This is a genomic window from Blautia liquoris (assembly GCF_015159595.1).
In the GTDB taxonomy this organism is placed as follows: Bacteria; Bacillota; Clostridia; order Lachnospirales; family Lachnospiraceae; genus Novisyntrophococcus; species Novisyntrophococcus liquoris.
The window spans coordinates 25,557-38,691 of the sequence record NZ_CP063304.1 but is presented as its reverse complement, the minus strand read 5'-3'; the positions used below and the strand labels follow the sequence as shown (position 1 = coordinate 38,691).

At 44.0% G+C, this 13,135-nt stretch carries 13 protein-coding genes; 1 reads left to right on the top strand and 12 read right to left on the bottom strand.

Annotated features, from left to right (window positions below):
- Positions 1–13 precede the first annotated feature (13 nt).
- The 11 genes from INP51_RS00215 to INP51_RS00165 all read right to left on the bottom strand — a co-directional run bounded on the left by INP51_RS00215 (position 14) and on the right by INP51_RS00165 (position 9,728).
- Positions 14–511, bottom strand: a complete 498-nt coding sequence (locus tag INP51_RS00215) for a MarR family winged helix-turn-helix transcriptional regulator (protein ID WP_193737177.1) — start codon at positions 509–511, stop codon at positions 14–16.
- 34 nt (positions 512–545) lie between these two features.
- Positions 546–2,246 carry an acetyl-CoA carboxylase, carboxyltransferase subunit beta gene (gene accD / locus INP51_RS00210; RefSeq protein WP_193735765.1) on the bottom strand — a complete coding sequence of 567 codons (1,701 nt, stop codon included), beginning with the start codon at positions 2,244–2,246 and terminating at the stop codon, positions 546–548.
- On the bottom strand, positions 2,236–3,600 hold the full coding sequence (locus tag INP51_RS00205; protein ID WP_193735764.1) for an acetyl-CoA carboxylase biotin carboxylase subunit: 1,365 nt from the start codon (positions 3,598–3,600) through the stop codon (positions 2,236–2,238). The genes accD and INP51_RS00205 overlap by 11 nt, the downstream gene beginning before the upstream one ends.
- Before the next feature lie 10 nt (positions 3,601–3,610).
- Positions 3,611–4,039, bottom strand: a complete 429-nt coding sequence (gene fabZ, locus INP51_RS00200; RefSeq protein WP_193735763.1) for a 3-hydroxyacyl-ACP dehydratase FabZ — start codon at positions 4,037–4,039, stop codon at positions 3,611–3,613.
- A gap of 19 nt (positions 4,040–4,058) precedes the next feature.
- Positions 4,059–4,526, bottom strand: a complete 468-nt coding sequence (gene accB / locus INP51_RS00195; RefSeq protein WP_193735762.1) for an acetyl-CoA carboxylase biotin carboxyl carrier protein — start codon at positions 4,524–4,526, stop codon at positions 4,059–4,061.
- 11 nt (positions 4,527–4,537) lie between these two features.
- Entirely contained in the window at positions 4,538–5,776 is a 1,239-nt protein-coding gene (gene fabF, locus INP51_RS00190; protein WP_193735761.1) for a beta-ketoacyl-ACP synthase II, read from the bottom strand.
- 46 nt (positions 5,777–5,822) lie between these two features.
- Positions 5,823–6,560 carry a 3-oxoacyl-[acyl-carrier-protein] reductase gene (gene fabG, locus INP51_RS00185; RefSeq protein WP_193735760.1) on the bottom strand — a complete coding sequence of 246 codons (738 nt, stop codon included), beginning with the start codon at positions 6,558–6,560 and terminating at the stop codon, positions 5,823–5,825.
- Between the two features lie 11 nt (positions 6,561–6,571).
- A complete protein-coding gene (gene fabD / locus INP51_RS00180) occupies positions 6,572–7,492 on the bottom strand; it encodes an ACP S-malonyltransferase (RefSeq protein ID WP_193735759.1) in 921 nt (306 codons plus the stop codon).
- Complete coding sequence (gene fabK / locus INP51_RS00175) at positions 7,485–8,423, bottom strand: enoyl-[acyl-carrier-protein] reductase FabK (protein ID WP_193735758.1); 939 nt, start codon at positions 8,421–8,423, stop codon at positions 7,485–7,487. The genes fabD and fabK overlap by 8 nt, the downstream gene beginning before the upstream one ends.
- Before the next feature lie 22 nt (positions 8,424–8,445).
- Positions 8,446–8,670 carry an acyl carrier protein gene (locus INP51_RS00170; protein ID WP_193735757.1) on the bottom strand — a complete coding sequence of 75 codons (225 nt, stop codon included), beginning with the start codon at positions 8,668–8,670 and terminating at the stop codon, positions 8,446–8,448.
- Positions 8,671–8,762: 92 nt separating this feature from the next.
- Positions 8,763–9,728: a beta-ketoacyl-ACP synthase III gene (locus tag INP51_RS00165; RefSeq protein WP_193735756.1), complete on the bottom strand. Its 966-nt coding sequence runs from the start codon at positions 9,726–9,728 to the stop codon at positions 8,763–8,765.
- A 453-nt stretch (positions 9,729–10,181) separates the two neighbouring features.
- Here INP51_RS00165 and INP51_RS00160 point away from each other — a divergent pair, with 453 nt between their 5' ends.
- Positions 10,182–12,377 carry a glycoside hydrolase family 95 protein gene (locus tag INP51_RS00160; RefSeq protein ID WP_193735755.1) on the top strand — a complete coding sequence of 732 codons (2,196 nt, stop codon included), beginning with the start codon at positions 10,182–10,184 and terminating at the stop codon, positions 12,375–12,377.
- A 264-nt stretch (positions 12,378–12,641) separates the two neighbouring features.
- Here INP51_RS00160 and INP51_RS00155 read toward each other — a convergent pair whose 3' ends face one another.
- Positions 12,642–13,106 (bottom strand): GAF domain-containing protein, encoded by a 465-nt coding sequence (locus INP51_RS00155; protein WP_193735754.1) that lies wholly within the window; start codon positions 13,104–13,106, stop codon positions 12,642–12,644.
- Positions 13,107–13,135: the final 29 nt, after the last annotated feature.

Below are 13,135 nucleotides of genomic sequence, written 5' to 3'. Positions count from 1 at the left end.
AAAATCTGATCTTTCAAGATTCTTTATCGTTTGCAAGCTGGCGGAAAAATGCATACAAATCATTCAATGCCTTGGCTAAAACAGCCATCTCTTCCTCATCCAGTCTCTCGAGGACAGCATCTGTCATCTTTTCGTGAAATTCCTGGTGATGGTGATATGCTCTTCTTCCCTTTGTGGTCAGATGGATATATACAATTCTGCGGTCTCTCTCACTTCTCTCCCTCTCAGCATAACCCTTTTTAACCAGGCTGTTCATGGAGGTTGTGAGTGAACCTACAGTAATTTTTAATTTCCCTGCAATAGCCGACATGTTAGCACCATCAAGACCTACTGCCTCAATAATATGCATATCATTATTCGTAATGTCCTTATATTCATCCGTTATAATGGCCTTCTCTTCCAGTTGCCAGATCTCATTAAGCAGATGAACCAATACATCATTAATAATCTCCCGGTTATCCACAGCACACACTCTCCTCACCAGACGACAAATTCCGCCATTAAATCGCATTAAGTATAACACAGAATGCACACCTTTTCCAGCACTAAAACTGCCGAAATCTCTGATAGCGGTTCTCCACTAACTCGTCGATGTTCATCTGTCCATATCTGTGGATAAACTTCATGATATAGCTTTCCAGTTTTTTGGCTGTATCCGGAATATTTTCTCGGGTCAATGGCTTTTTTTCTCCTATGATATGTTCAATGATACCCAGATTTTTCAAATCATACGATGTCAGTTTCATCACCTGTGCCGCTTCTTTGGCACGCTTTCCATCCTTCCACAAAATAGACGCAAAACCTTCCGGAGAAAGTACCGAATAAACTGCATGTTCCATCATCCATACTTCATCTGCCACTGCAAAGGCCAGTGCGCCTCCGCTTCCGCCTTCTCCGATTACGATAGAAAGAACTGGCACCTTAAGACCAGATAATTCATAGATGTTACGGGCGATAGCCTCGCCTTCTCCTCTTTCCTCCGCCTCAATCCCGCAGAACGCTCCAGGTGTATCGACAAACAGAATCACAGGCCTTCTAAACTTCTCTGCCTGTTTCATAAGCCGCATAGATTTGTGATATCCTTCCGGGGACACCATGCCAAATTTCCGGTAAATGGTGTCTTTCGTCCCGCATCCTTTCTCCTGTGTAATGACCGTTACCGGTATTCCCTGAAAAGATGCAATTCCGCCGACGACCGCAGGATCATCTCCAAAATCCCGATCTCCGTGAAGTTCTATAAAGTCAGAGAATAAAAGGCTGATATAATCTTTTCCGGAAGGACGTGATTTATCCCTGGCAAGTTTTACATGTTCCCACGCATCCATTTCCACACTCGATAAATCCTCATCATGATCCGCATACGATTCAACTGTCTCACCAAAGATTTCTTGAGTATCTTTCCTCTGATGCAGCATCAGTATCTGATATAGTGTCTCGCGCATCTTGCCGCGTTCCACAATCTGATCAATAAATCCATGCTCCATAAGAAATTCTGAACGCTGAAACCCTTTTGGAAGCTTCTGCCCGATTGTCTGCTCGATTACCCTGGGGCCGGCAAATCCGATCAGTGCACCTGGTTCAGCCAGAATAATATCACCCAGCATAGCAAAGCTTGCCGTCACTCCACCAGTTGTCGGATCTGTCAAAATACTGATATACAAAAGTCCGGCATCACTGTGACGTTTGAGTGCTGCAGCCGTTTTTGCCATCTGCATCAAGGATACAATTCCCTCCTGCATACGTGCTCCGCCGGAGCAGGCAACCAAAATAACAGGCAGCTGTTCATTCGTTGCCCGTTCCACTGCCCTTGTGATCTTTTCTCCTACGACTTCTCCCATACTGGCCATCATAAAGCGGCCATCACAGACGCCGAGAGCAACCGGTATTCCATGTATTTTGGCTGTTCCGGTCATTACTGCCTCATCAAGTCCTGTCTTTTCTTTAAGGCTTTCCAGTTTTTCCGGATAATTCTTAAAATTTAGCGGGTTATTAGAAGTTATCCCCATATCCCACTCTGTAAAGCTGTCTTTATCCACAATCATACGCAATCTGCTGTGGGCATTCATGCGAAAATAGTTGTGACAGTGTGGACATACATTATGATTTTTCCTGACATCCTCGACAAAGACAGCTGACTTGCATGCATTACATCTTTTTAGAATCCCATCCGGAACCTCAGGTCTGACATCAGAAGAATTATCCTGTCTCTCTGTTGCTGTTTTTTTAAACACATGATTAAACATCATTAATCTTCACCCCCGCAATCACATGGGTATTCAAAAACTCTATGTCAATATTTCCTTCCTGATAATCCGGATTGTTCAAAATCTCAAACTGATAATCCACATTCGTGTCAACTCCATCAATAATTGTCTCACCCAGGGCACTTTTCATCGTGCAGAGTGCTTCCTTACGGTCCACTCCATAGACAATTAGTTTCGCCAGCATGGAGTCGTAGTATGGAGGAACCTGGCAGCCATTGTAGAGCGCCGTATCGACCCGAACACCTTTTCCACCAGGCAGATGCAGTCCAGTAATTGTTCCCGGAGATGGTCTGAAGTTTTTCTCAGGATTCTCAGCGTTAATTCTACACTCGATCGCATGTCCTTTAATCCTGACATCCCTCTGGCTGATGCCAAGAGGCAGTCCGGATGCAATTCGAATCTGTTCTTTTACCAGATCAACCCCAGTTACCCATTCTGTGACAGGGTGTTCTACCTGAATTCGGGTATTCATTTCCATAAAGAAGAACTTTTCATTCTTTTCGAGAAGAAATTCAATCGTTCCGGCATTGACATAGTGTGCTGCTTTTGCTGCCTTTACAGCAGCTTTTCCCATCTTTTTTCTCAGATCTTCGGATAAGGCCACAGACGGTGATTCCTCAATCATCTTCTGATGATTCCTCTGGATCGAACAGTCTCTCTCTCCCAGGTGAATCACATGTCCGGTGTTATCGGCCAGAATCTGGAATTCAATGTGTCTTGGATGCTCCACAAAATGTTCAATATACATTGTCTCGTCTGCAAATGCACCTTTTGCTTCCTTTTGCGCCGTGAGAAAAGCACGTTCGAATTCTTCCGGCGTGTGAGCGGTGCGCATTCCTTTTCCACCCCCGCCAAGTGCTGCCTTGATAATCACAGGATATCCAATCTTCTTTGCTTCCTTTATTCCGGTTTTCACGTCATACACCGGGCCATCCGTTCCAGGAATGACCGGAACACCCGCAGCCACCATCGTATTTCTTGCAATCTGCTTATTTCCAAGATTACGTATTACTTTAGAAGAGGGACCCACGAATGTGACATGACATTTTTCGCACAGTTTTGCAAACCGTGCATTTTCTGATAAAAACCCAAATCCAGGATGTACGGCATCTGCTCCTGATATCATCGTCGCGCTCATAATGCGCTCCATATTCAGATAACTCTCTGCCGACGGACCAGGACCTATGCAGACCGCTTCGTCTGCAAGCTGAGTATGCAGACTATCCCGGTCTGCCTCGGAATAAACTGCGACTGTCTCGATTCCCATCTCTCTGCAGGCACGGATAATGCGCACCGCTATTTCTCCTCTATTGGCTATCAATAACTTTCGAATCATATACTCACCCTTATCCGACCATAAATGTCAATTCCGCCGTCACCACTGTCTTTTTATCCACCGTAGCTGTGGCTTCTCCGATCCCAACCGGACCTTTCTGTTTCACAATTTTTGTCTCCAGGCGAATTTTATCTCCGGGAACAACCTTGTTTTTGAATCTGCACTTATTAATGCCTCCAAAGTAAGCGATTTTGCCTTTATTCTCAGGTTCGGAGAGAATTGCAACAGCACCTGTCTGCGCAAGTGCCTCGACAATCAGTACTCCCGGCATCACCGGTTCCTGTGGAAAATGTCCCGCAAAGAAGTCCTCGTGATAAGTCACACATTTATACCCAATGGCTAATTTTCCCGGCACATAGTCCTCGATCTCATCAATCAGGAGAAATGGATGACGATGCGGTATAATCTCTTTTATCTGCTCAACGTTTAGATGATTCATCAGTTTTTCCTTTCCTGGATCAGACAATACGAAACAATGGCTGACCATATTCCACGGCCTCATGATTCTTTACATAAATCTCCGCAACTTCCCCTTCGAAATCACTTTCTATCTCATTCATCAGTTTCATGGCCTCAACAATAGCAAGAATCTGGCCCTTTTTCACATGATCTCCGACACTGACGAAATCATCTGCCTCTTCAGAGGAAGCCGAATAAAAGGTCCCCACAAGCGGAGATTTCACTATATTTCCGGATTCGTCATCCTCCCTCGATGGAACTACAGGCTGTGACTGTAAAGTCTGTCCTTTTGCCTGCAAATCCCAAAGTGGCATGTTTGATACAACCGTACTTCCAACAGGTGTCATTCTATTATCCTGATTTTTACACTCTAATATAATTTTTTCTCCGCCGGATTCATACTGAAAAGAAGTCAGGCCTGATGCAGATACACATTCTACCAGTTTTATAATTTTTTCAAATTCCATTGTGTTCTCCTTTAAGCATTGTACCTTCTGATCAATAAAGTTGCGTTATGTCCTCCAAATCCCAGTGAGTTGCTCATCGCATAGCTCACATCCTGCCTGATGGGTGCTCCTATCACGTAATCCAGATCCAACTCCTCATCCGTCTGTATGGTCCCCATTGTCTGATGAATAAATCCATCAAGGATCGTCTTGACACATACGATAAATTCAACACCACCAGCCGCTCCAAGCAGATGTCCTATCATCGACTTGGTAGAATTCATCTTTACATGATACGCATCCTCTCCAAATGCCGACTTTACGGCCATTGTTTCAAATAAATCGTTATGGTGGGTACTGGTTCCATGGGCATTGATATATTCAATCTGATCTGATGTCACACCTGCCTCTTTCATCGCGTCTTCCATCGCTCTCGCTGCCCCGCTTCCATCCGGTATCGGTGAAGTGATATGGTAGGCATCCGCCGTTGCTCCATATCCGACAACTTCCGCGAGAATATGGGCACCTCGATTTCTGGCATGTTTTAGATCCTCCAAAATGACCACACCTGCACCCTCACCCATCACAAAACCATTACGATCTTTGTCAAACGGGATTGATGCCCTCCTGGAATCTTCGCTGGCAGAAAGTGCTGTCAGGCTGCTAAAACCTGCAATTCCGATTGGGCAGATAGCACTCTCAGCACCGCCCGCTATCATAACATCGGCGTCTCCATATTGAATCGCACGATATGCATCTCCGATACAGTGAGTCCCGGAAGCACAGGCAGTGACTACATTTGTACATTTTCCCCTTGCTCCGGTTGCAATCGAAATATTACCTGCTGCCATATTCGTGATCATTCTTGGCACAAGAAGAGGATCTACTCTGGAAGGGCCCTTGTCTGTCATCCGATGTTCTTCCCGCTCCATAGCCTGAAGGCTTCCGACACCTGATCCTACAATAACTCCAACCCGAAAAGGATCTTCCTTTTTCATATCAATGCCGGCATCACTCAAGGCTTCTTTTGCCGCGGCAACTGCATATTGGGAGAACGGTTCCATCCTTTTTGCCATCTTAAAATCCATGTACTCACGGGGATTAAAATTTTTCACTTCTGCCGCAAGCTTTGCTTTAAAGTCGGAAGTATCAAATTTCGTGATCTCCCCGATTCCAACTTTCCCTGCCTTAACTCCATCCCAGAAAGAATTAACGTCATTTCCGAGAGGCGTAATCGCCCCAAGTCCTGTTACCACTACTCTTCTCTTCATAACAACCTCCACTTTATCAATTTCATAACACCCCAGAATCGGGGTATTATATCATGCCTCCGTCCACACATAAAACCTGTCCGGTGATATAGCCTGCGTCGCTTGATGCGAGAAATGCCGCTGCCTTTGCCACATCCTCTGGTTTTCCCAACTGTCCAAGGGGAATCTGCGATATGATCTTTTCTTTTATGCCCTCTGTCAATACCCCTGTCATATCTGTATCGATAAAGCCCGGCGCAATGGCATTCACAGTAATATTTCTGGATGCCAGCTCTTTTGCTGCAGTTTTTGTAAGTCCAATTATCCCGGCTTTTGATGCACTGTAATTCGCCTGTCCGGCATTTCCCGCAATCCCGACGACAGAAGATAGATTGATGATTCTCCCGCTTTTTTGTTTGATCATCTGACGAGATACCTGCCGGATACAGTGAAAAGTCCCTTTCAGATTTACGTCCAGAACTTTATTGAAATCTTCTTCACTCATACGCATCAGAAGTCCGTCTTTTGTGATTCCTGCATTATTGACCAGAATATCAATTCGTCCCAGTTCCTGGATCAGCTGTTTAAAAAATGTCTCACATTCTTTTGCATCTGCCACATTGCAGGGCATGATCAGGGCTTTTCCCCCCTCTGCTTCAATCTCTGCTTTTACTTCACATGCTTTATCTTTGGAGCCATTATAATTTACAACAACCATTGCACCGGTTCTTGCAAGTTCCAGGGCTATGGCTCTTCCAATTCCACGTGATGCTCCGGTCACTACGGCTACTTTCTCATCAGACATAACTTTCTCCTTTATTTCAGTGATGTAACAGTCTGTTCCATTTCTTCGATATTTTGAATATGATACATCTTCACATCACGGTTGATTTTTCTCATAAAGCCAGTTAATGTTTTACCTGGTCCTATCTCTACAAAGGTATCCACGCCTTTTGAAATCATATTCTCAATACTTTGCTGCCAAAGCACAGAAGATGAAATCTGTCGTGATAATAGATCTTTAATCTGACATTCGTCCGTCACATACTTTGCTGTGACATTCGTAACATAGGGAATCTCAAGTCTATCCACTTCGACCTCATCCAACACTTTTTTTAGTTTTATCCCTGCCTCTTCCATCATCGGACTGTGGAAGGGGCCGCTCACATTCAGTGGCAGAACTCTTCTCGCTCCAGCTTCTTTTAGCCTCACAGAAGCTTTTTCAACCTCTGTTTTTATACCGGTGATCACAATCTGTCCCGGACAGTTATAATTTGCAATACTCACATTATTTTCATCCTTAAGGATATCCTTCACCTCATCTGCTGACAGTCCAATAACCGCTGCCATAGAACCCTTACCAGAAGGATACGCTTCTTCCATCAGTATTCCTCTTTTTCGGACTGTCGTGACGGCATTTTTCAGACTGATACCTCCGGCAACTTGAATTGCACAGTATTCACCAAGACTTAAACCTGCCGTCACATCCGGACAGACCCCTTGATCAGCAAGAACCTTTTCCATCGCAAGACAGGTGACAACGAGGGCCGCCTGTGTATACTGTGTGGCATCCAATTTTTCATTTTTCTCAAATATGAGTTCCTTCATATCCAGATTGAGCCACTGACTCGCATCGTCAAATACCTGTCTGGCCGACTGATAATTGTCATAGAAGTCTTTTCCCATTCCAGTTTTTTGTGCCCCCTGTCCTGGAAATAGAAATGCCAACTTACTCATAAAGATCCGTTCCTTTCATCAATGCATCGGTTTCTCCCACAAGTTCCTGTATCAGTTCTTCACAGGATAGTTCGGTGTTTACCAAACCTGCACTTTGCCCGGACATCAGACTTCCTGTCTTGACATCTCCTTCCACGACAGCTCTTCTAAGGCCGCCAAGTGCCAGTAGTTCAAGTTCCTCGAATGGGGCTCCTTCGTCTTCTTTCTTCAGATATTCCTTTGTCATCTGATTTCGAAGTGCCCTCACCGGATGCCCCGTGGATCGTCCCGTAACCTTAGTATCAATGTCCTTGGCTCTTATAATCTGTTTTTTGAAGTTGTCGTGAACCTGGGATTCTTTTGTCACGACAAAGCGGGTTCCCATCTGAACACCTCTGGCTCCCAGCATAAACGCAGCCGCAATGCCCCTTCCGTCCGCAATACCACCCGCAGCAATCACCGGTATATCCACAGCCTGTGCAACCTGAGGGACCAGAACCATCGTCGTCGTCTCTCCAATATGACCTCCCGATTCGCACCCTTCAGCCACAACCGCATCAGCACCAAGGCGCTGCATCCTTTTCGCCAATGCGACAGAAGCAACAACCGGAATCACCTTCACCCCTGCATCTTTCCACATCTTCATATACTTTTCGGGATTGCCAGCTCCGGTGGTAACTACTTTGACACCCTCTTTTACAATAATATCCGCCACTTCATCAGCATAAGGACTCATCAGCATAATATTGACGCCGAAAGGTTTATCTGTCAGCTTCTTTGCCTCTCTGATCTGCTCTTGTACCCACGATCCCGGTGCACTGGCCGCTCCGATCAGTCCCAGTCCTTTGGCATTGGACACAGCTGCTGCCAGATGGTATTCAGCTACCCAGGCCATTCCTCCTTGGATGATTGGATATTCGATTCCAAGTAATTCGGTGATTTTCGTTTTCATAAAGTGCCTCCTGTATCATTATTTACTGCAGTTTCTGAATGTAAGTCTCAATATCACCAATTGTCTGAATTTTCTCCAGATCATCCGTTGGAATTTCCACATTAAACTCTTCCTCCAAAGCCATCACAAGTTCGAACAAATCAAGTGAGTCCGCGCCAAGATCATCCTTAAAAGAAGTTTCCGATTTTAAAGTATCAACTTCCACACCTAATGAATCTGCAACAATTTCTTTAATTTTTTCTAACATAGCAATCTCCTTTTTGTATGGATACCATCTTGAAAAGCACGCAGTGCGTAACAATCCGTGGTATCTGAAATAAATAATAGTTTCATGATTGTTTACCATTCCATGAGACTGGCACCATATGTAAGCCCTCCGCCAAATCCGGATATAACAATTTGGTCGCCATTATGAAATATCTCTTTCTTATTCAGTTCATCCAGCAGAATCGGGATACTGGCAGACGAAGTATTTCCGTACTCTTCCATATTCATTGGAAACTTATCCATACCCAGTTTCAAACGTTTGGCAGCCAGCCGCACAATCCGTTCATTTGCCTGATGAAGAATATAATAATCAATATCATCGGCTGACAGTTTCTCTTGTCTTAACAGTTCCCGTATGACTTCCGGAACCTTTGATACAGCAAATTTGAAGACTTCTCCACCATCCATCTGCATATACGTTGATTGATCTTTTGGATTTTCTTCAAAACGAATCTGATTTCTACTGCTGCATGTCAAAACTTCGCCTCTTGTACCGTCAGAATGTGTAACCTGAGCATATCTTCCACTGTCCTGCGCTTTTAAAACCACAGCACCCGCTCCGTCGCCAAAGAGAATGCATGTAGAACGATCTTTCCAGTTTAACTGATTGGAAAGACTCTCCACACCTATAACAATCGCAGTGCGGTAGATCCCCTGACCCAGATATGCCTGTGCTGTATTAAGTGCATAGAGAAATCCGGTGCATGCAGCATTCATATCAAAACAAGTGGCCCGATCAGCTCCAATTTTTCCTTGCACCTCACAGGCTGTACATGGCATAATCCCTTCCGATGACATCGTTGCAACTAAGATCAGGTCAATTTCTTTGGACCTCATACCTGCACTCTTCAGAGCCTCCTGCGCTGCCTGTGCTGCCATATAGGCTGCATCTTCTATCCCGGAAATCACATGCCTTCTGGCTATTCCTGTGCGTTCCCTGATCCACTCATCACTCGTATCCACCATTTCGGCCAACTTATTATTACTCCAGACCAGAGCAGGCGCATAAGAACCAGTTCCACATATTTTTCCTACCATATCTTGGCTCCATTTGCTTTTATTCTAAAATACTTTGACTTTCAAATTATATCATATCAAAACTGTTTGTCAAGTACAAGTATTTAAAAGAAGCCCATAAGATGAACTGTGATTTCAAACTTATCGGCTTCTTTCTATCAACAATAAAACATTATATTTTTCTCTTCACGCAACACAAAGCAGTACAAACATCCCTACCATTACGAATGTCATCAGCAGTCCTGTCCCTACGACATTAACCATATTCTTTCCCATTTATAATTCCTCCTTTGATACAAACTAATGTTCCGAACTTATGTTTTTTATTGTATCAGAACGTCTGTTCTTTTTCAAGTCTTTTTTGTTATTATTTCTTTTTTTGTTTATTTATGATACGATAGTTTTGACATAGCAAAGGCATAAGATGCCTGTCACTTATAACGAATATCTATACGACTAAAAGGGAGAAAATTCATGAATTCTATCTGTTTTGAAAAACCTGCCGATCGCTGGGAGGAGGCACTTCCAATCGGAAATGGCCGCCTGGGGGCCATGATATTCGGCGGTCAGGAAAAAGAAGTGATTCAACTGAATCAGGACAGTATCTGGTATGGTTCATCTATAAATCGAATCAATCCGGAGGCAAAGGGACATTTGAATGAGATTCGCGGCCTGATATTGGAGGGAAAGATTCCGGAAGCTGAGAAACTGATGACTTACACTCTGTCGGGGATCCCGCAGAGCCAGCGTCCCTACCAGACACTCGGGAATATAGAGCTGACCTATTACAACCAGGGTGGCTATCTATCAGATTATGGACGCATGCTTGATCTGGAGAATGGAAAGGTGACCGAATCATATCAGCTTCAAAGTGATAATAAATCATTCCACATCTGCAAAGAATATCTGGCATCTTATCCACATGGAATACTCTCTTTCCACTTGAAGGCTGATGAAGGGACAATCTCTTTTGACGCTATTTTACGCAGGAACCGTTTTTATGACCATGCCGGTAAACTCGACAATCGTACAATCTTTATGGACGGATCTTTAGGAGAAAAAGGCATTTCCTTTTTTACCGCTTTGAGAGCAGATGTGACAGACGGCAGTGTTAAAACCCTTGGAGAACACCTTCTTGTAAGAGATGCCACTGAAGTCACTTTATATTTAAGCTGTGAAACTTCTTTCTATGCCGAAGACTATAAGACATTTGCCGTAAAAAAACTGAATTATGCATCCCATGACGGTTTTACCTGTATCAGGCAGAAACATCAGAAAGATTATCAGAGACTCTATCATCAGGTATCTCTGCATCTTGACGGAGAAGAGAATTCTTTTGCAGAAACATATTTCCAGTTTGGAAGATATCTTTTGATCTCCTGCAGTCGTCCAGGAAGTCTTCCGGCAAATCTGCAAGGCATCTGGAATGATTCCTATGTTCCGGCTTGGGATTCCAAGTTTACCATCAATATCAATACAGAGATGAACTACTGGCCTGCTGAGATATGCGGTTTATCGGAATGCCATCTCCCTTTGTTTGACCATCTGCTGCGTATGTGGGATAACGGAAAAATGGTAGCAAAGGAGATGTACCACTGCAGAGGTTTCGCTGCGCACCATAATACGGACATCTGGGGTGACTGTGCACCACAAGATCTCTATGTTCCGGCTACCTACTGGGTCATGGGGGGTGCATGGCTTGCCACACATATCTGGACACATTATACATACAGCGGTGATATTGATTTTCTGAAAAAAATGTACCCTTTTTTAAAAGATACTGTTCTCTTCTTTCATGACTTTCTGATTGAAGATCACGGAGATATGGTCACCTGCCCTTCGGTATCCCCGGAAAATACATATATTCTTCCTGATGGAACAAAGGGCCGTGTATGTGCCGGTTCTTCTATAGATACACAGATTTTAAAAGATCTGCTGAATGATTATCTAAAAGCTTCCAATGTTTTTAATATCGAAGATGATGATACAAAAAGGACAAGAGAAATACTGAATTTGCTTCCCCCTACAAAAATCGGAAAACATGGACAGATTATGGAATGGAGAGAAGATTACGACGAGGCAGAACCCGGTCATAGACACATCTCACAACTATATGCACTGCACCCATCTCATCAGATCACACCGGATAAGACTCCGGAGTTATCCATTGCTGCAGAGAAAACATTAGAACGCCGCCTTCATTATGGCGGAGGTCACACCGGCTGGAGCTGTGCCTGGATTGTCAATTTTTACGCTCGTCTGGGAAATGGAAAAAAAGCACTCGAAAATCTGGAAAAACTCTGGCGACAATCCACATTTCCCAATCTGATGGACAGCCACCCTAGAGGGGAGGGTGCTGTATTTCAAATTGACGGGAATTTGGGCGCCACTGCTGCAATTGCAGAGATGCTCATGCAGGCCGATGAGGACCGCATTGTGTTGTTTCCCGCTCTTCCCAAAAAGTGGAAATCCGGAAGTGTTTCAGGACTTCGCGCACCAGGAGGCATCCAAATCAGTCTCGCATGGTCAGATGGCAAGCTCATACATGGAACTTTAATTTCATCTCAAACGCAGGAAATTAATCTGGTTTATGGAAAAATAAAAAGATCCATATCTGTCACCGCAGGGCGACAGATGGATCTTGATAAATTACTGATACCTTCATTATAAAGACAATAATTGAATGATACCACGGATTACAAGCATACGTTTTGGATTCTGGTATCATTCATATGATACACGGATTACTCCGCACTTTGTGCTCACGTATCTTCGCTCCGCTCCGGTCGGTGCTAAACGAACATCCACTGGATGTTCAGCACCCTACAAACATTCGAAATACACCCTAATCGGGTTGCTTTCTCATTTTTGTTCGGGTCTCAAGGTCATGCTTTTTCATGCAAGCATGAAACGCAGGACCTTTTGACCCTGGTATCATTCATATCCCCTTATTATTATTTCTATATAATTCTCCAGATATTTTTTATCCAAATCATCATACTCTTTCACTTTACTACTGTCGATATCGAGTACACCGAGAAGTTTATCATCGCTACACATCGGTACGACAATCTCAGACGCCGCCGCCGAATCACAGGAAATATAATTATCGTATTCTCTGACATCGTCAACAATCAAAGTTTCTTTGTTCTTAGCTGCTGCCCCGCAGACTCCCCGTCCAAGCTGAATTGAAGTGCAGGAAACTTTTCCCTGAAACGGACCTAGAAAAAGTTTTTCACCATCAAACAAATAGTACCCGGTAAAAACAGAATTTCTAAGTGTTTCATTCAGAAGTGCCGATGAATTCGCCAATATGGAGATCCAGTGATCTTCATATGAAAGCAGCTCTTCCTGCTGTCTGATCAGTAACTGGTACATCTTTTCTTTTTCGGCGTTCATTCCCTACCTCCTTTTTGATTTCTATAAAC